Below are 19,127 nucleotides of genomic sequence, written 5' to 3' on the forward strand. Positions count from 1 at the left end.
TCAGGTAGCATAGTAAAAAAATTGAAGCCCGTCAGGGTTTATTTGATATGCCAACTTTTATAAAATCCAGAAAAGATAATAAAAAACTATATGGAAAGAACACATTTTGTATAAAAATATACCTTAAGTTGATGGATGTGTGGTGCTACCCCAGTAGGCGATTCAAGCAAAGCATTGTAACAAAAATGTACAGTATTTTTACGATGCAAATAATTCTTAACGTGGGTTTTATGTTAGTACGTTGGCTGTACCCTTTATCACCTATGAAAAACGAATTTTTTGACAATTAACCCTATCATTGTTATTATTAATATAATTTTTAACTTTATTAAATAAAAGGTGGGATTCTATGATAAAAAAAGAAAACAGTGTATTCTATATCTCCATCTTGCTTACAACCTTATTTATTATATGGGGTATAATTCCAGCAAGTTGGATACAAAGCTATGATTTACAAAGTGTTACCTCTTCTTTAAACGCATTTATTCTCAATAAGTTTGGATGGTTTTACTCTCTACTTATGACCACAATGATTATTTTAGCTGGTTATTTAGCATTTTCACAGTATGGCTCCATTCGTCTTGGTAAAGATGATGAAAAACCGCAATATAGTTACCTCTCTTGGCTTTCCATGTTATTTGGAGCAGGAATGGGCATCGGACTTCTCTTTTATGGAATTACTGAACCCATTTCACACTTTGGAGCACCGCTTACCGGTGAACCTGGATCTGAGGAAAGCGCAAAACTTGCTATGCAATATTCATTTTTCCACTGGGGTCTCTTCCCTTGGTCACTTTATGCAATGGTCGCTCTAACAATTGCATATTTTACATTCCGAAAACAAAAAGGTAGCACAATTGGCGCTACTGTTACTCCATTATTTAATCGATCGAAACATTCTCCTATTGGAAAAACAGTAGATATTTTGGCTGTTTTAGCAACTGTATTTGGAATCGTACCATCCGTAGGCATCGGTGCACAACAAATCGCTGGAGGATTAAGCTATTTATTCCCTTCTATTAATAACACAATTGGTACACAACTCGTACTTATTGCCATTTTCACTGTACTCTATTTAACAAGTGCACAAACTGGCTTAGATCGTGGGATTAAATATTTGAGTAACTTAAACTTCTCACTCGCTGGAATATTACTCGTTTCCTTTTTAATTTTAGGGCCAACTGTCTTTATCATGAAGTATTTTACTTCCACACTGGGCTCTTATATTGGAGCATTACCAAGCATGGGGTTAAATTTAGGTGCTTTTAGCAAAGAATCTTCTTCTTGGATTGAAAATTGGACTATTTTTTACTGGGGCTGGTGGATTTCTTGGTCTCCATTCGTCGGTACATTCATTGCCCGTGTTTCTCGCGGGCGTACAATTCGTGAATTTATTATCGGCGTCGTATTAATCCCAACATTCATTTGTACATTTTGGTTCGCTGTTTTTGGTGGTACAGCTATTCATATGGAAATGTTCCAATCACTTGGAATTGCTGATGAAATTGCGAAAAATGGTACCGAAATTGGCTTATTCGCTGTCATTTCGCATTTACCATTCTCAACATTTTTGACCATTATTGGACTAACTTTAGTCGCAACATTCTTCGTTACCTCCGCTGACTCCGCAACATTTGTTGTTGCTATGCAAACAAGCAATGGTAACTTATCACCGAAAAACAGTTTGAAGCTTATTTGGGGTTTAACAATTGCAGCTATTGCAGCCATTCTCTTGCAAGCTGGTGGGTTAAATGCACTGCAAATTGCAGCGATCATAGCAGCTTTACCATTCTCTATTGTAGTCGTTCTTATGGTCACGTCGCTCTTTAAAGAATTACGACAAGAGAATATCATTACTCAAACGAAACAATCACCGCAAAAAATTAAAAAAGTTAATTAATAGAAAAGCACCTCTTCTTTGCTAGAGAGGTGCTTTTCTATTAATTAACCTTACTGTATGGGGGTACCGCCACACATCTATCAACTTAAGAATTTGATAGTTCCTCAAAACGCAGAAATTTTTTATTTCGGAGACACTTTAAAATATTAGCTTGATAAACATGTGGTGATACCCTTTTATGAACTAACATTAACAATGTGTCCACTTTCACCTTTCATTTAGTTCTAATCCTTTTGATTTCATTTAACTATTCTTTATCTTTTTCTGAAGCTTTTTCTATTTTATACATTTTAAAACTATCCCTTATCTCAAAAAAAAGCTTTATCAAGAGAAGAAATTACCTTCCCTTCATAAAGCTTTAACTTTGTCTAACCTTCTTTTACAAACCCTTTATATTCCACTCTAAAAATTACAGGCATTGTATTTCACGAACAACATATTGTTATGACTACTGTTATTCTTCTCTAATTACATCTATAACATTATCCTTTTGAATTTTCCGAAGTGGTATTAGTACCGCTACATAACTAATCAACAGTGCAGTTATAAATGTGGTAAAGATAGATTGATAAGGAATAATTAATTCAAAAGACACCATATTCGAAAGCGCTATATAAAGAATATATGAAAGCATACAGCCGAAAAAGATTCCTTGTATACTCCCAAAGAGACCATACAGGAGCCCTTCATAAGTAATCATCTTTTTTAAATCCTTTTGCGACATACCAATCGATTTTAAAGCAGCTAGTTCTTTTCTTCTCATAATGATGCTGACTGTAATGGTATTTAAAATATTCACACAACCAATCAGTGTAATAACAGCTATAAATCCGTACCCTAATATTTTTATATAAAGTACATTGTCTGTATGAAAATTACTTTGAACAATATTATTTTGTACATCTATAGATGCATCTCCACCCAGTTTCTTTTGTATATCTAAAATTGTAGCATCAGCCTGAGATTGATTCTCTAAATCAATTTCAAAACCTGATAATTTTTGTGGAGATGGTGTAATATATTCAGCTATTTGTTCACTAGTAATAAAAGTTATGGTATCCATCACTCTGCTCATATTAAAAATATCCAATTCTACAATTGCAGCTATTTTTAAAGTTTCCAGTTTTTCTTCATTGTAGGAGATTTCCTCTGTAGATTTTCTTTCCTGCAGACTTGTTATTTGGATTTCATCCCCTACCTGAAAAGTGCTTAGAGAACCTATATATTTTTTACTTGTATTCATATCATTCGTTGCAGCTTGTTTTACTAAAATAACTTCTTTTTCACGATTTAATTTTGAAATATCAATTCTTCCACTAGTTACATTTTCAGCTAGTTTCTTTAAACTATTCTCATCGTATGCTTTTATTTGTGTTTTCATAATTTCTACAGTTTGATTATTATATTTTACTTTTTGATACAGCGATTCATTTCCTTGTAATTCTTTAATTTGTTTATTTTTTGGTACTTTCGTATAAAAATCATTTGCCTGATATTGCTTGTACAGCTTCTCTACATTATTGACTTTATAAATATTTCGACTCATACGATCTATGCTAGGCTTGTCTAAATTTGAATTAAGCGTAACTGATATGTCCGATTTTAGAGCTTGAATTTCCGGTTGTTTACGCTGAATGACAGTATCTATGAGAAACGTAAACGTAATATACAGTACACTACTTATAATAATAGACAAGATTGTAACTGTATATCTATTGGGATTCCTTTGGATATTTTTTAATGCCATACTTAAGGGAAAAGATAGTGGTTTCTTTAACTTTGTTCTCTTTTTTTTCTTTATTTTTTCTTTTTTTATAGCTAATCGGCTACTTACGGCCAGTAACGGTGAAATTCTACCTGCAAAAAAAGCAGGAAAATAGCTTGAAATATAGACAGTTATCAATGTAATTAGAGAACTTACACATATAATTAACCAATCTAATTTAATTGTATATCCCATAGAGTTTTTAAGTACGTTTATCAGTACTTGATTAAGTAAAAAGACTACTAATATACTGCACATAATCCCAAAAAAGATAGCAATAATTGAAAGGAATGTTGCTTCCCTTATCACAATTTTTCTGATTTGTTTTTTTGTAGCTCCTATACTCCTCAATAGCCCAAACTGTTTCATTCGCTCTACTATACTAATTTGAAATGCATTGTAAATAATAACAATCGTAGAAATCACAACAATCCCAATACTAATAGCGGCTGCCATCATTATCTCCACACTAGGCTTTAAGGCTCTCTTTAATCCGTCATTCACTCTTATATTTTCTTTATTCGTTAATAATTTAAATTGATTTTCAACTTCATCAAAGTTTGCGTACTTATGCAATTCAATCAATACGCTACCTTCTCCAACTTTAAACTTATTTTTATAGGTCAATAATTGACCTGTTTTATTTTCCTGAGTACTATTAGACTTATTTAGCAAACCAACAAGTTTATATTTTTTATCATGAATAGTAAACATACCGCCTAATTTAAGATTGGGCCCGAAGTAAGGTAGCATCCATTTTTCCAAAACAGCCTCGTTTTCATTTGAAGGTAGCTTACCTTGTACAGGCATACTAGAATTTAACAGCTTTAATGCTTGTTGGTCTGCATACATATAAGAGACAGCTATTTCATCAACATTGATCGTCTCTCCTGGAGTTATGATGCCATAAGAAGATATATTCGGATTACTTTTTATCATATTGAAAAGCTTTTGATTATAATTTTCAACTGAAATATTTGCGGAACCCATAGAACCTTTTTTAGCATTTTCAATTCCCGAAGTGTATCCGCTATTAAAAAACAATCCAATCGTTGTTATTAGCGCCAATGCTAAAATAATGCCTGTTAATGTTAGCAGAGTACGTTTTATATTACTTCTGAGATATTTTTGACTTAACTGTTTGTAACTACGAATCAATACTCCTCCCCTCCACATTTTGCTTGATTTTGCACTAATTGTTTATCTGAAATAATCATGCCATCTGCAATGGTTATAATTCGATCAGAGTTTGATGCGATAGCAGGGTCATGGGTAATTAAAATCACCGTCTGATTATATTTTTTAGCCGTTACTTTTAATAAATTCAGAACTTCTTTTGTATTTTTTGTATCTAGATTTCCGGTTGGTTCATCTGCTAAGATGATATCGGGTTTATTTATAAGAGATCTACCAATAGATACCCTTTGTTGTTGACCACCCGATAATTCAGAAGGCAAATGATCTCGTCTTTCATTTAACCCTAGAGTTCGTATAATTTCATCCAGGTAATGATTATCTACCTGTTCCTCGTCCAGTAGAGCTGGCAAAGCAATATTTTCTTGTACATTCAAGACAGGTATCAAATTAAAAAACTGAAATATAAAGCCAACTTTTCTTCGGCGAAAAATAGAAAGTTCATTATCTTTATAATTATAGATATTTTCACCACCTATAAACACATTTCCTGAACTCGGACGATCCAACCCTCCTAAAATATGTAATAACGTACTTTTACCAGAACCTGACGCTCCAACTATGGTTACGAATTCTCCCCTATGAATGGAAAGATTAATTCCTTTTAACGCCTGTACTCGCGTTTCTCCCTCTCCATATGTTTTTTCTACATTTTCTAATCTAACAACCTCCATACAACTCATCCTTTTCACAGATTAATTTTGAATCTCTACAAAATAGATTTTATCCCTATCGTATTCACTATTCTCGTCTTTCACTTCATACACTTTTGAAATGTTTTCGATCACCTTATTGACCTTGTTTTTATTTTTATAATCAAAATTTTCTTTTGCAAACTGAATTAACGAAAGGCTTACTTCTTTTTCTTTTATTTGTTTATATGTGTCCTCATTAACAATTACTATCGGTGATGAAAAATAGCCAATCCAATTATTTTGTTCAATATGTTGAACAGGTATCATTTGTCCATTTAAATTTAAATTTCCATCCTTAACTTCCTCATCTTCCGCTTTTTTTCTATAAAATAAATTTTTTTCACTCGCTAATTCTTTTATTTCTTTTACCGGGGTTGAAGTTATTGAACTATCTTCTTTAGATAAGGGTGTTCTTACAATTCCTTTTTTTAAGAATTTTTCTGCTGTAGATTTTGTAATAACCGCGTATTGTTTCTTTCTAACAGATGACTTATCAAGTTCTTTGTCCATCTCTTCTTCAGTCATATTTTCTCCTTTTTCTTTCCATTCTTTCTTAATATCTTCTTTCTGTTCGGTAGTGAGTTCTTGTTTTATTATTTCTGTGACCAATTTATAACTATAATCTGCTGTTTGTACGTTTTGATCTTTATACAGATTTTTAACAGCAGATATATTTTCTTTCGTTCCAGATACCATGATACCGTTTACTGGTTGTGAGGGACCATTTATATAACGATTTACAGCAAACCCTATACCTATAAAAATTGCTGTTACTGCTAGAAATCCTATTACCTTTTTCATTTTCTTCCTCCTCATATACTATGTTTAATCTGGGATTAGAACAGTCGTTTTCTTCTTTAAATAAAACAGTGGCTAAAATGCTACAAGTCTTAATAAAGAATGATTACCTTCAGTATAGACGCCTTTAATTGTTAATTGAATAACTCTTGTCTTACTATATATACTTTAATCTTACAGTTTAGTAAGATTACTAAATCTAACTTTTTATATACTCGTAACTCTGCTCAAGATATATTTTAAAATTGTACACTTAAATGGCTTTTATACACTTATTTAAGGACACACATACTTTTCAAATTCTCGAAAATCCGCTCCCATTCAGCTCTTATTCTCAATGGGCTGTTTTTAAAATTCATTTACATAATTAATGCGAATTCAATTTTCATTTAACATTTTTGTATAAGTTAACCTAAATAAAACATTATTGATTTTATAAAAACGGACAATTTCTACAAGATTCTATTACAAGGTTTTTCAAAATATAAGCAATAACTTGTATGAATTACGTAAATATTCTGCTTTAAATAATTGTTGTATCTCATTATGTGCTGAAAAGCTGAAAGCCGATTTGGGTATTATGCTTATACTCAGAAAAGCCTCTAAAAGTCCATTTCCATACTAAACTATTTTAAATTAGCCAATCAACGTGTAAAATAACTGTCATAATCTAAAATACTGCCATAATCAAAGACAAATGAGGAGAGATACTGTGGATAAAGTATTATTCGTTGAAGACGATAACGATCTAGGAATGGCTATTGAGTTTACTCTAAAAGGAGAAGGACTCGAGGTTATAAGAGTTTCTACTGTACAAGATGCAAAAGACCAATACGAAAATAATAAATTTGACTTAGCTATATTGGATGTTGGACTCCCAGATGGAAATGGGTATGATTTATGTACCTATCTTAAAAGAAAAGGTGATATACCTATTATTTTCCTCACAGCACTAGATGAGGAGGCGAATGTAGTAATGGGCCTTGAAATTGGTGGAGATGATTATATAACAAAACCCTTCAGGGTAAAAGAGCTATTATCTAGAGTAAAGGTACAATTAAGAAAAAAAATTAAAACAGCTTCTAATACTATATTGAGGTCTGGAAATATACAGCTTGAAGTTGAGGCGGCCAGAGCTTTTAAGCATCAGAAAAGTATAAATTTAACACATTTAGAATACAAACTTTTATTAACGCTAATGCTAAATCCTCATAAAGTGTTACAAAGAAATGAGATATTGAAAAAAATAGTAGATGAAAGTGAAGTGTTTTTCGATGAAAATACTCTTTCTGTTTATGTAAAAAGATTAAGAAGTAAAATTGAGGATACTCCACAAAATCCTAACTGTATAATTACACAAAGAGGTGTCGGATATTTCTGGAATAAAGACGTCAGTAAGGAGTAATTTAATGATAAATAGAGAAATAAAAATTAATATACTTACATTAGCATTAATCTCTTTTTTATTTATTATATATCAAGTTATCACAGTTCATATTCTATATGACCATTTAAAAAATGATTATATTACTATTTGGAGTGAAATTACCGGAAAATTAATTACACAAAACCCAGAAAATGAATACGAAATAATACAAGCACTTACAAATGATACAGCGAATAAAAAAGATTATTCCAGTGATGGAGAAATGCTATTAAATCAATATGGTCTATCTGCTGAATTGGATTCAAGACTTTTTCCTTATTTAAATAAACATATATCCCAAAACAATATATACATGTTCCTTGGAGCAATAGGGTTCAGTTTAATCCTAATTTTTCTAAATTACTTACAATATAAATCTTTTTTCTTAAAAATTAGAAATGTAACAGCTGCAGCGAATAAAATTATTGAAGGTGATTACACCATTGATATAAAGGAAAATAGAGAAGGAGATCTAGCAAAACTCGCTAATTCTTTTCATAAACTGAAAAATGTTATTAGAAAAAGTATGCATAATTTATTGGAAGAGAAACAATTTTTAATTCAAACTTTACAAGATATTTCTCATCAACTAAAAACACCACTCTCAACACTAACAGTGAACAATGATATCTTATTACAAGGTAAATTAAATGAACAGCAATATCATTTTTTACACAATAATGAAGTTCAAATTTCAAGAATCAGCTTTTTAATACATAATTTATTAAAAGTTTCAAAAATAGATGCTAGGGCAATACTATTTGAAAAAGAAAATTCTGATATTATTGATACAATTTATGAGGTCATTGCTAGTTTGAACAGTAAATTAAATAAAAAAAATATGAACATACATTTAAAAACCAATGAAAAAATATCACTTTTGCATGACAGTATTTGGATGCAAGAAGCTTTATTAAATATTTTAAAGAATTCCATTGAACATTCAAATGATAATAGTTCTATTTATATTGAAGTCACAAACTCTCCTATTCATACTGAAATTATAATTCAAGATTTTGGTGAAGGTATTGCATCAGAAGATTTGCCATATATATTCGATAGATTTTACAAAGCAAAAAATTCTAAAAAAGAAGGATCTATTGGAATTGGCTTAGCACTAGCAAAATCAATTATCGAAGCTCATCATGGATTTATTAAAGTAGAAAGCCAAAAACATTCATTTACAAAATTTACAATTACTTTTATGAAGTATTAATAGTCATTAAATTTTGTTAACATCCACACTTTTAAGTATAATTTTCAAAAATTAATTAGCGTTGAAAAAAGAAGAATGACTGTGGAGAGATAAATTTTTCGTTTTTAGGGTATTATAGGAACTTAGCTTGATGGTCATGGGGTCTTGTCACATATCCATCAACTTAAGCATGTGTGACAAGACCCCTAACACTATAAAATTAATTACTATTTTCACGTCTTTCTATAAATGTGATTTGTAGCATACATCTGCCACAATTTAAACCATAACTTTATCCGGAACGTTAAATATAAATAACTATAAATAGACATTGAAAAATAAAGCCTACATCTCCAATTACTAAGTAATTGGAGATGTGGGCTCTTTTATTTTTTCCCTGGTCCCACTTGAAAGTTAAGAAATTCTCCACTGTGCAGATCATATTCTAATTGAATTTTGATTCCAGCTGTTTGGGCACACCCTCCAGAGCCTAGATACACATTCTCTAAAGCATTTGGCACTTGAAATACGGTGGCATCTAGGATACGGACTCGTTGAAAATAAGAGAAAAGGTGGTTAGAAATTTGTGTTTGTTCACATATCTTTTGTTCTAACAGTAAAAAAATATGTTTTAAAAACAAAACTGCTTTAGCATTTAAACGTATATTTAAACCCTCAGGGCTAAGTAAAGTGCCTGTCGCTGCATGAAGCCTACTACATAATCGAACCAAGGAATCACTGCCACCCGTTGACTAATCCAAATGCAAATAGCAGCTAAGTCTGATCCAGAAAACTTACGTTTTTGCTTTATAAATCCTATTTCTCTTGCAAGTTCTTCTAAGAATACAGGTGTAACATATCGTTGTAATTCTTCTGCAAATGGTAGTAATTCATCTTGAATCGAGAGATTCATAAGAAAACGTCATCCTTTCTAATTTAGCTTGTTTAGAAAGGGTAACGCTTTTTGATATTTGAGGGTATTAAAATCTCCTAAGTTGATGGTTATGTATGGTGACCCCATAGCCAAAGAAGTAAGAAGATATTTAGAAGTGCATTAAATTTTGAGTAAGTTCTTGTGAACCGTATCATAAATAAATGAGGTTTTGAATGTTCGATTTTTAAATAATACCCAAGAAGGAGTGAGTCGCAGTTATAGTAATACTCTATTTTTTGTATTTCTATAATAGATAATTTTTTAAAAAACAGAATTATCTTGACAGTTATTGAATGGATTGATAAGGTTATTAAAAAATATTTCTTATCCAGAGAGGTGGAGGGACTGGCCTTATGAAACCTCAGCAACAGGTCTGCTTAAGTAGACACTGTGCTAATTCCAGCGGGTGATAATCCTGATAGATGAGAGCTTCCGTTTTTATTTGTCAGTAGCGCCCTCTTTTTTAGAGTGCGTTTTTGTTTTTTCTGGATAGTAACTAAAGGAGAGTAGAAATGGAGAACAAAAATGGGCAAGAATTTCAAAGGAAAATGCAAGCACGTCATTTAGTCATGCTATCACTTGGTGGGGTGATTGGAACTGGCTTATTCTTAAGCTCGGGTTACACTATTCAACAAGCTGGCCCCTTTGGAACAATTCTATCCTATCTGATTGGTGCGCTAGTGGTTTATCTAGTTATGCTATGTTTAGGAGAGCTTTCCGTACATATGCCTGAAACGGGCGCATTTCATAGTTATGCAGTTAAATACATTGGACCGGGTACAGGGTATACAGTAGCCTGGTTGTATTGGTTAACTTGGACTGTTGCTTTAGGTTCTGAATTTACAGCCGCAGGATTACTTATGAAGCGATGGTTTCCATCGATTAATGTTTGGGTATGGAGTGCTCTTTTTGCCATTTTGATCTTTGTATTAAATGTCCTGACTGTTAAATTTTTCGCCGAATCCGAATTTTGGTTTTCATCGATAAAGGTTATAGCTATTGTGATTTTTATTGCTTTAGGAGTAGCGGCAATGCTAGGGTTTCTTCCGATGACTCATTCAAAAGCAGCACCATTCTTTTCTAATTTTACAAGTGGAGGTTTATTTCCTCATGGTGCTACGGCCATTATAATGACCATGCTAGCGGTTAATTTTGCTTTTTCGGGAACAGAATTAATAGGCATTGCAGCTGGGGAAACAGCGAACCCGGAAAAAATGATACCGAAGGCCATTCGAACTACTCTGTGGAGATTGATCATCTTTTTTGTAGGAACGATTGTTGTTTTATCTGCGTTATTGCCTATTTCCGATGCAGGGGTATTAGAGAGCCCTTTTGTTGCAGTTCTAGAACGAATTGGGGTGCCATATTCAGCTGACATAATGAATTTCGTTATCTTAATAGCCATTTTATCTGCGGCAAACTCAGGCCTTTATGCCTCTTCTAGAATGCTTTGGTCGCTTGCTAATAAGAATACGATATCCCCGATTTTTGGAAAAATGACGAAGCAAGGTGTTCCAATCAACGCCGTCATTTTCAGCATGGTGGGTGGAGCTTTGGCTTTGCTCTCAAGTATTGTGGCACCAGATACTGTCTATATCGTACTTGTTTCCATTTCCGGTCTAGCAATAGTTGTAGTTTGGATGAGTATTAGTGCTTCCCAGTTCCTATTTCGCAGACAATTTTTGAAAGAAGGGAATTCTGAAAAGGACTTGATTTATCGCACACCACTATATCCATTAGTACCAATTGCTTCTTTTATCCTTTGTTTGGCATCGTGTATTGGAATTGCATTCGATCCCACACAGAGAATTGCCTTATATTGTGGCATACCGTTTATTTTGTTTTGCTATGGAAGTTATTATCTAACAAAAAATCTAAAAAAGAGGGGCGTAGATTATGTCGAACAAAATCAACCCAATTGATGCTATTTTATCCCAACATTCCATTATGCTTCTTGACGGAGCATTAGCTACAGAATTGGAGGCGCATGGATGTAATTTGGACGATCCCCTTTGGTCGGCACGTGTGTTACTAGAAAATCCGGAACTCATTTATCAGGTTCATTCGGACTATTTTCGTGCTGGAGCGGACTGTGCCATAACAGCAAGCTATCAAGCTACTATTAGTGGTTTTTCCGCACGTGGAATACAAGAACAAGAAGCTTTGGAATTAATTAAGAAAACGGTGTTACTTGCAAGAAGGGCAAGAGATGATTTTTGGAAGGAAAATACGCAAACGAATAGGCCTAAACCATTGGTTATTGCATCAGTTGGGCCGTACGGGGCTTACCTTGCAGATGGTTCAGAGTATGTAGGCAACTATGGTGTGACAGATAAAACATTAGCAGACTTTCACCGTTCAAGAATGTCTGCGTTAATCGAAGCAGGTGCAGATCTATTGGCATTTGAAACGATCCCTTCCCTCCAAGAAGCAAGAGTATTAGATACATTATTGCGTGAGTTTCCAGAAACATATGCGTGGCTTTCCTTTTCGCTAAAAAATGAGAAAGAGATTAGTGAAGGAATGAAACTCGTGGAGTGTGCACGAGCTTTTGAGAAAAGTGAACAAATTGTAGCGATAGGCATCAATTGTGCGCCAGTAACCGTTGTGACTGGTGCAATCCAAGAGTTGAGGGCAAAGACCAAAAAACCGATTATTGTTTATCCAAACTCTGGTGAAATTTATAATCCAGAAACAAAAACATGGCATGGTCATGAACAATGTAACGCGTTGGATATTCAATCTGAAGAATGGTATCAAGCAGGTGCACGTTTAATAGGTGGATGCTGCAAAACGACACCTTATCACATTGAGGAGGTATCGAACAAGTGGCGTTCTTCCGAGTTTTTCTATTCGAACGAAGCAAAACAGTAATGTAATGGATGATAATCTATCTTTGTGTGTATTTTCATGATTTTGCTTGTTTAGGAATCTACAGTTACGTCTAGTGGCACAAAATGTCTTTTCAGAGACACAAATTTGGATAGTAGCCTCGGGAATCCAGTGAACTTTTGGGTACCTTAGGTATGGAAAGGAATCAGGGAAAATAAAAACCGCTAGTTTAATAGATATGGTAGACAACATGCTGAATCTTTTAATGAAGATGTAGTTGATCCAATTGAAGGTGAAGGGGACCATTTATTCGTAATTAAAGTTAACGAAGAGATTAATTTAGTTATTTAAAAAATAGTTCAATTACTATATGAAAATTTATTGTGGTAAAAATCCTTGTTGTAGTAGTAAATATGGTCATATTGTTGTAAAAAAGGATAGATGTAAACAGGTATACTCCCCTGTTCATCTATCTTTTCCTTTTTACCTTATAAAATGTGTGACATTATATTCAATCGCATAAATATAGGATTTCATTACTATTGCCTTGACTTTTAATAAAACGATAGGGTTTATTTGGTATGCGTATTATTAAGAGTATGCTTCTATTTTAGGAATGCTTTACCCCACAAAATGAAAGTACACTTTGTTTCCATTCTTAAGTTGATGGGTATAGGGTATCGCCACATTGCTATTTCCTCCAACTCGCAACATGTTTGCAGTCTCCTTGCTCAAATCATAATAAATATCATATATCTAGCAGCTTAACTCTTTTAATATAATACTTAAAAATGGATATGCTTAATTGCATATCCACTATCAAGATAGTATACACTTCCCTTATACATACTTTCTTCCTATTTATATACTTACCTTCGCTTCTCCAACATCCTGTTTTTTAATTAAATCTAAGTAAAAATGTGAGACAGTTGTGTTGTAATAAGGAGAAATGAAAATAAATGATAGATTAAATGTAAACATTCCGATAAATGTGGCTAATAAAAACCAACCAATAAATGATAACCAAAGAACAAATAACTTTAGCTTTTGTCCTTTCATTATTCTTTTACTTTCTCTCAATGCTTCACTTGCTGTATAATCAGGATTCTCTATTAATATGTAATATGACATGGAATAAGAAAAATATTTAATAATACCCGGAACAATTAATAAGAGACTCCATAAAAAAAGAAAAATAGCCTGCAACAAGCCCAATTTTATTGACTTAAACAAATTGTTCTTCTTAAACCCCAAAAATACATCATCTACTTTAGCATCTTCATTTTTACCTAAATGTAAGGTGAAAACAGAGTACCCATAGTTAAAGATACCTTGTATGGAACTGTAAATTAAGAAACAAATAAGTCCTAAAAATATATAACTTAGAATAAGTAATACTAATGCAGTCGGATCTACTTGTGGTTCCCCACTAATTGAATAAATTAAGAACACATCCAAACCAATTACTCCAATAAATAGGCCAACTATTAAATACATGAAACCCGCGATTGCTGATGCACTAAGAGTAGGTACAAAATAGTTTAACGCTGATACTCCTATACCCAGCCCCCATTTACCATCTAACGAATTAATTGCTGCTTTCTTTAAATTTCTTGTCATACTTGTATTCCCTCCTTTTTCTTATTTTCCTTTACTGAAAAAATTAAAGAACTTGTAGCAGGCCCCGCTACAAGTTCTTTTAGCTAAATATTTTAGCTTATCAAAACAAATTATTTATTCTACACAATCGGGGTAATGCCTAAAATATGGTTTGTTAACATCATTATATAACATAATTATGCATCTTTGTTAAAAATTCTATATTTTTAGATAAATCACTCTCCATTTTTTTACTTGTTTTTTATTTTCATGTAGTTTTATCTTTTGTAAAAAGGTTCAAAAATTATTTGTATTAAATCAATAAAAAATCTATTTAATAAACATTAAAAGATCACCTATTTTATAGGTGATCTTTCTTGTGATTTTGCACTCGTGCACTACTTTAGAAATATATCATAAATTCATCTTTTTTGTTAAATATTTAATTCTATCAATTCTACAACAACAATTCTGGGAGCTTAACGTAATACTGTAAGCATATAAACACTTTAATTATTATATCATCCCTTATTTCTTAAACAAAGGTGCTATTTTATCAATCCGATTTGTCCAAATTCCACCTGTATAATCTTCAGGAAGGCGTTTTATATCTTCAGATGAGTCAAATCCACTTGAAAATCCAAATCCATTTCCTCCTACAATGATAACTCGAGTATCTACTTTATCCATTCGATTAAGAAAACGATTTGGCCATCCCCAAAGCCAAGGAGCTACTTTGTCTGGTATATGCAACTCTCCATGCTTCAGGCTTGAAGGCATATAACCAGTCCATCCTAACGCAATATAAGTAAGAAGATCCTTTTTCATAGTTGCTTTTGACATTGTTCGTAAACTAGGGATGCGCTCTTCTATTGCAGCAATTGGTTTATCTCCACCATATACAGTTAGTTGCTCAAGGCGTTTTGCGGGTATTTTCTTTAGGTAATCAGCCAATTGGATTCCTTCATTTTCATCATCACTTTTAATATGAATAAGAAAAGAACGATTTGGAAAATGGTTAAGTACTTCATCAAGTGTTGGCATAAGATTAATCCCTTTACCACGAAACGGGAATGTTTTACCTCCATCAGCTGTATAACCGTAACCAATATCAAGTGATTGTAATTCTTTTGTTGTAAAATCTCTTGTAACACCTTTACCATTAGTACGGCAATCAAGAGTCCAGTCATGGAAAATAACAAAATTATTATCTTTAGTAGGTTGAACATCAAACTCTACTAGATCAGCCCCAGCTTTAAATGCCGCTTCCATAGATGGAATTGTATTTTCTAAATAAGGATATTCAGGTTTATTTATACGTTCTGCTGTACATGTATCACCCTCAATCCCTTCCATGCTAAATGTTTGTGAAAGTCCTCGGTGAGCAAGAAGAATAGGAGCTCCCTCATCCTTCTTAGCAAAAAAAGAACTATTATTTACATAAACAAATACGAATAGGATAAGAATTATCCAAGTCGTTTTACGTTTCAGTAACCTTTTTATTTTATTCATTGTATTCCCCTCTTAACTATTTGTTGAAATGATTTAAACAATGTTTGTCATTTAAATACTGGTAAATTTTACCACTTATCTTATTACATTGCAATGGATATCATTGGTAAACAAAGGTTAGTACTTTGATATATAGCGGGAGGAATAGAAAAGTAATATAAATATGTTGCAATGCTTTTTCTATTAAGTAATTGTATGTCTTATGCATTGATTTGAAAAAAATCTTAGTGTTTTCCTCTCTTTCAATTAATGAAATTCAATTGATTTTTAATGAGACTATTTAACAAACGCTTATTTATTTGCTCTGACATATGGACAGAAGTAATTTCAAACAACATTATTTTAAAGCATTCATTTATTTGGAATAAAACAAAATATTTTATGTATTATGTGGTGAACAATAATTTTTAATTACAAACAAGGGAGGAGGAATAAGAATGAAAAAATTTAAAATGAGTATGGTGGCATTCGTAACGACGTTGTTAGTATTGTCGGTCCCTTTTTCTACATTTGCAAACACAATAGATCCTTTTAGTTCTGGATGGGATTACTTAGGAGAACAAACGCTATATTCTAATGGTGCTGAAAGTGATGTATATGCCTCTACTGGTGGAGATTATAAGATTTGTCGAGCTGCTGAAGTAGGTTCAACTAGTAAGTTAAAGGTTGAACTATGGGAGTACGATCCTGATAGCTATAATGATTATGTAGGAGTACGATATTTAGGCCCCGGTGAATGTGGAGTTTTCAGAAATATTGGTGGCTTTGTGGATGGAGGAAATGAAGCGGAATTTTTTGCGAAATCAAGATCTAGCAGTAAGATGCATTTAATCTTTTTTGATTAATCCATTAACAAAATGAAAAATAATCCAGGTTTGATACGTAAAAATCAAAATGACAGATGGGCAAGATTAAGTTGATAGGTTGCAATACAGCTTGTTTTAGGAGTGTTTTTGGTCTATTGGTAATAATTTTTTTACGAGTTAAGGTAAATGTATAGCTTACAGTATTTTTAAATGAAATCACCATGTGCACAAATCAGTTGCGACATTTTGATGTTTTTAAAGAATTCTAAGGGAGTTTTAATCGGAAATTTTCACCTGGCGGACCGCTGTATCCCCTACTTGTTGCGCTTATTCTTTTGTTGTTACCTTCTTTTTCCTCAATATATATCTTTGCACCTGTGCAGCAAGTTTTATCCTGTCCTATGCTGTTTGAATCTCTAATTGGGTTTCTTTGTCCATCCCCTTAAAAAGAGTAAATTTTAAACAAACTTAATTGAGTTTTTACACTTTCTCAATATTACAGTATCAAATTTCTTATATAATCGAATTATTCTTTTTATTTATTTTTATGTATCTGTTCCCTTTGAACCCTATTATAGGGTTCCTTTTTTATATTCAAATATTTATTAATTAATTTATCAATTTCTTGACTTAAATGGATTACTTTTGTATGACTAAAGCCATGTTTATTTACAAGTTCTACTAATTCTAATTTTTTAGTTTCTATTAGATTATTTAATTTTGTCACTAACATACACTTTTTTCTTTCACACTCCCCCTGAGCAAAATAAAAAGAGCTGCTCCCAGCCCTTGTATACTTAAATGCAGTATAAAATTTTCCATATTCTATTATAAATGAATATACATAAAGCTAACAACAATAATTTTATTGTATTAATAAATAAAAAGCAGCAATATTTAATTACTGCTACAACTTCTTTATAAAATCATTATTTATAAAAAAGTATTCTTCCGGTCCATCAGCTTCACCATACCACACTTCCAACCTAGTAATATGTGCTGCTACTTCCTTTAAAATTAAATTCATAAATAATGTAATAGATGCCACGTTATGTTCTGGATCTCTGTAGTTCTTTAGATTGGCTATAAATGACCATTCATTATCTTTTAAATTTGTATAATAATCATTCTCTTCTTCCCAACTTCCTTTACTTATTAATTCAACCAACACTTTATATTCATCCTTTATAATTACTTTACCGCGAAAGTCTGTATACATTTAAAATGGCACCTTTTTCACCCTCTTGAACCCATTATGAATTTAATTACCATATATCCTTAACTACACAATGGAAGGTTTTAGAAATCGTATTATGTTTCCCTTTTGATTAAATTCACTATCGTTGTTGCAATTCTTAGAGGTAAGATCAACTATATAACTCTCTGAAATTTTAAAAGTTCTTTCCTCATTAAACATTTTCAAAGGAACTGATACTCCAACATTATTATCCAAATGACTTAGTACCATTACAGGGATAGTTTCTCCTTTTAATAAATCAACATATGAGGTCTTAACTTTATAATAATGCCCTTCTAAAAAATACATTTTTCCATTTATTAAATCCACTGCAACTCCATTATTACAATACGCTAAGTTTTGATTTAAAAAATGAATATCTTCCGATACTTTAATAAATTTCATCGTTTTATTATCAAATATATAGTAACCGTCTCTTACTACAAAAAGATTATGTGGATTGATAAACTCTAGCAGATAATGTGTGATTTCAAAGCTAGTATCTCCCTCAATCATTTCTCTGTATTCTACATAAAGTTTCTCTAACTTTTTAAATGTACTTAGTTTGATTCCCTGATTTGGTCTTGATGCAAGTGTTAAGTCATCTAATACCCATTTAGCCACATATGTTGACGTTGGAATCATTTACAATTTACCCCCTTTAAAATTCTATATATGAACATATAAACTATTTAAATTTAATAAATTGGGCTCTACTTAAAGTATAGGCAGAATCTATTTAATAACTAAGATAATTCTCTAACTTTTTCATATTTACTTTTTATAAATTATATTTATCAAACTCTAAAATGAAATATTTATAATCAATTTAAATTTCCAGGAAAATGCGGGAGAAATTAGACCAACTAGCCAAAAGAGGACGATACAATCTTTGTTTTTCGACTTATGAAACTCATAATACATAGCCTTTTTGTTATAAGATTTATCTTAGTCAATATTAGCCATTAAAGTAAGATTTGACGTGTACTTAATTATAAAAATATATAAAACATATGGTCCGTGAAATTTTATAGTGCTTCCAAAACGAAATTTTGTGCTAACTGGTAAGTAAAAAGCTCATTTTTCGTTTTGGAGTATTCGCTTTTCTTGTTTTGATAGTGTTGAACTACCCCCACTTTCACTTCGTTTAGAAGTGAGGGATTCCTAAGTAAAGAGTTCTATCGAACTCTAATTTATTAGGCTAACCCCGCAGTCCTTGCGGTTAGAAGCCTTA

General features: G+C 32.1%; 14 protein-coding genes, 1 pseudogene and 1 riboswitch. Of the genes and pseudogenes, 6 read left to right on the plus strand and 9 right to left on the minus strand.

Annotated elements, in window-relative coordinates; genetic code table 11:
* Positions 1–349: 349 nt before the first annotated feature.
* Entirely contained in the window at positions 350–1,900 is a 1,551-nt protein-coding gene (opuD, locus tag JDS81_RS28905; protein WP_097955148.1) for a glycine betaine transporter OpuD, read from the plus strand.
* Between the two features lie 454 nt (positions 1,901–2,354).
* Here opuD and JDS81_RS28910 read toward each other — a convergent pair whose 3' ends face one another.
* Genes JDS81_RS28910 through JDS81_RS28920 form a run of 3 tightly spaced genes read right to left on the minus strand, consistent with a single transcriptional unit; the run spans position 2,355 to position 6,355 of the window.
* On the minus strand, positions 2,355–4,823 hold the full coding sequence (locus JDS81_RS28910; protein ID WP_097955149.1) for an ABC transporter permease: 2,469 nt from the start codon (positions 4,821–4,823) through the stop codon (positions 2,355–2,357).
* Entirely contained in the window at positions 4,820–5,533 is a 714-nt protein-coding gene (locus JDS81_RS28915; protein WP_000454404.1) for an ABC transporter ATP-binding protein, read from the minus strand. The genes JDS81_RS28910 and JDS81_RS28915 overlap by 4 nt, the downstream gene beginning before the upstream one ends.
* A gap of 21 nt (positions 5,534–5,554) precedes the next feature.
* The gene (locus JDS81_RS28920) at positions 5,555–6,355 is read right to left on the minus strand and encodes a lipoprotein BA_5634 family protein (protein ID WP_000755704.1); all 801 of its coding nucleotides are present in this window, start codon (positions 6,353–6,355) and stop codon (positions 5,555–5,557) included.
* 709 nt (positions 6,356–7,064) lie between these two features.
* On the opposite strand from JDS81_RS28920, the gene JDS81_RS28925 reads away from it, so the two are divergent.
* Both JDS81_RS28925 and JDS81_RS28930 read left to right on the plus strand, forming a co-directional pair.
* Entirely contained in the window at positions 7,065–7,757 is a 693-nt protein-coding gene (locus JDS81_RS28925; RefSeq protein ID WP_000362059.1) for a response regulator transcription factor, read from the plus strand.
* A 4-nt stretch (positions 7,758–7,761) separates the two neighbouring features.
* The gene (locus JDS81_RS28930) at positions 7,762–8,994 is read left to right on the plus strand and encodes a HAMP domain-containing sensor histidine kinase (protein ID WP_097955151.1); all 1,233 of its coding nucleotides are present in this window, start codon (positions 7,762–7,764) and stop codon (positions 8,992–8,994) included.
* A gap of 371 nt (positions 8,995–9,365) precedes the next feature.
* Here the strand turns inward: JDS81_RS28930 and JDS81_RS28935 are convergent.
* Positions 9,366–9,886 (minus strand): annotated as a pseudogene (locus tag JDS81_RS28935) (IS4 family transposase); the annotation flags it as partial.
* Between the two features lie 342 nt (positions 9,887–10,228).
* A riboswitch (SAM riboswitch) is annotated at positions 10,229–10,336 on the plus strand.
* A gap of 83 nt (positions 10,337–10,419) precedes the next feature.
* Here JDS81_RS28935 and mmuP point away from each other — a divergent pair.
* Together mmuP and mmuM are read left to right on the plus strand one after the other, a co-directional pair.
* Complete coding sequence (gene mmuP, locus JDS81_RS28940; protein ID WP_097955152.1) at positions 10,420–11,829, plus strand: S-methylmethionine permease; 1,410 nt, start codon at positions 10,420–10,422, stop codon at positions 11,827–11,829.
* On the plus strand, positions 11,804–12,781 hold the full coding sequence (gene mmuM, locus JDS81_RS28945) for a homocysteine S-methyltransferase (protein WP_097955154.1): 978 nt from the start codon (positions 11,804–11,806) through the stop codon (positions 12,779–12,781). The genes mmuP and mmuM overlap by 26 nt, the downstream gene beginning before the upstream one ends.
* 819 nt (positions 12,782–13,600) lie before the next feature.
* On the opposite strand, the gene JDS81_RS28950 is transcribed toward mmuM, so the two are convergent.
* Both JDS81_RS28950 and JDS81_RS28955 read right to left on the minus strand, forming a co-directional pair.
* A complete protein-coding gene (locus tag JDS81_RS28950; protein WP_097955155.1) occupies positions 13,601–14,359 on the minus strand; it encodes a DUF975 family protein in 759 nt (252 codons plus the stop codon).
* Positions 14,360–14,866: 507 nt separating this feature from the next.
* Complete coding sequence (locus JDS81_RS28955) at positions 14,867–15,850, minus strand: glycerophosphodiester phosphodiesterase family protein (protein ID WP_097955157.1); 984 nt, start codon at positions 15,848–15,850, stop codon at positions 14,867–14,869.
* Positions 15,851–16,287: 437 nt separating this feature from the next.
* Here JDS81_RS28955 and JDS81_RS28960 point away from each other — a divergent pair, with 437 nt between their 5' ends.
* A complete protein-coding gene (locus JDS81_RS28960) occupies positions 16,288–16,695 on the plus strand; it encodes a hypothetical protein (protein WP_000713789.1) in 408 nt (135 codons plus the stop codon).
* Positions 16,696–17,191: 496 nt separating this feature from the next.
* Here JDS81_RS28960 and JDS81_RS31160 read toward each other — a convergent pair whose 3' ends face one another.
* The 3 genes from JDS81_RS31160 to JDS81_RS28975 all read right to left on the minus strand — a co-directional run bounded on the left by JDS81_RS31160 (position 17,192) and on the right by JDS81_RS28975 (position 18,538).
* The gene (locus JDS81_RS31160; protein WP_002060435.1) at positions 17,192–17,389 is read right to left on the minus strand and encodes an aspartyl-phosphate phosphatase Spo0E family protein; all 198 of its coding nucleotides are present in this window, start codon (positions 17,387–17,389) and stop codon (positions 17,192–17,194) included.
* Between the two features lie 174 nt (positions 17,390–17,563).
* Positions 17,564–17,875 (minus strand): hypothetical protein, encoded by a 312-nt coding sequence (locus JDS81_RS28970; RefSeq protein ID WP_097955158.1) that lies wholly within the window; start codon positions 17,873–17,875, stop codon positions 17,564–17,566.
* Between the two features lie 63 nt (positions 17,876–17,938).
* Positions 17,939–18,538 (minus strand): hypothetical protein, encoded by a 600-nt coding sequence (locus JDS81_RS28975; RefSeq protein ID WP_097955160.1) that lies wholly within the window; start codon positions 18,536–18,538, stop codon positions 17,939–17,941.
* Between the last annotated feature and the right edge of the window lie 589 nt (positions 18,539–19,127).

The sequence above is a fragment of the Bacillus cereus group sp. N31 genome, from assembly GCF_016483245.1.
Taxonomy (GTDB): domain Bacteria; phylum Bacillota; class Bacilli; order Bacillales; family Bacillaceae_G; genus Bacillus_A; species Bacillus_A toyonensis.

Coding starts and splice junctions, on each gene's coding strand:
- opuD (WP_097955148.1), top strand. CDS start 350: ATGATAAAAAAAGAAAACAGTGTATTCTATATCTCCATCTTGCTTACA.
- JDS81_RS28915 (WP_000454404.1), bottom strand. CDS start 5,533: ATGGAGGTTGTTAGATTAGAAAATGTAGAAAAAACATATGGAGAGGGA.
- JDS81_RS28920 (WP_000755704.1), bottom strand. CDS start 6,355: ATGAAAAAGGTAATAGGATTTCTAGCAGTAACAGCAATTTTTATAGGT.
- JDS81_RS28930 (WP_097955151.1), top strand. CDS start 7,762: ATGATAAATAGAGAAATAAAAATTAATATACTTACATTAGCATTAATC.
- mmuP (WP_097955152.1), top strand. CDS start 10,420: ATGGAGAACAAAAATGGGCAAGAATTTCAAAGGAAAATGCAAGCACGT.
- mmuM (WP_097955154.1), top strand. CDS start 11,804: ATGTCGAACAAAATCAACCCAATTGATGCTATTTTATCCCAACATTCC.
- JDS81_RS28950 (WP_097955155.1), bottom strand. CDS start 14,359: ATGACAAGAAATTTAAAGAAAGCAGCAATTAATTCGTTAGATGGTAAA.
- JDS81_RS28955 (WP_097955157.1), bottom strand. CDS start 15,850: ATGAATAAAATAAAAAGGTTACTGAAACGTAAAACGACTTGGATAATT.
- JDS81_RS28960 (WP_000713789.1), top strand. CDS start 16,288: ATGAAAAAATTTAAAATGAGTATGGTGGCATTCGTAACGACGTTGTTA.
- JDS81_RS31160 (WP_002060435.1), bottom strand. CDS start 17,389: ATGTTAGTGACAAAATTAAATAATCTAATAGAAACTAAAAAATTAGAA.
- JDS81_RS28970 (WP_097955158.1), bottom strand. CDS start 17,875: ATGTATACAGACTTTCGCGGTAAAGTAATTATAAAGGATGAATATAAA.
- JDS81_RS28975 (WP_097955160.1), bottom strand. CDS start 18,538: ATGATTCCAACGTCAACATATGTGGCTAAATGGGTATTAGATGACTTA.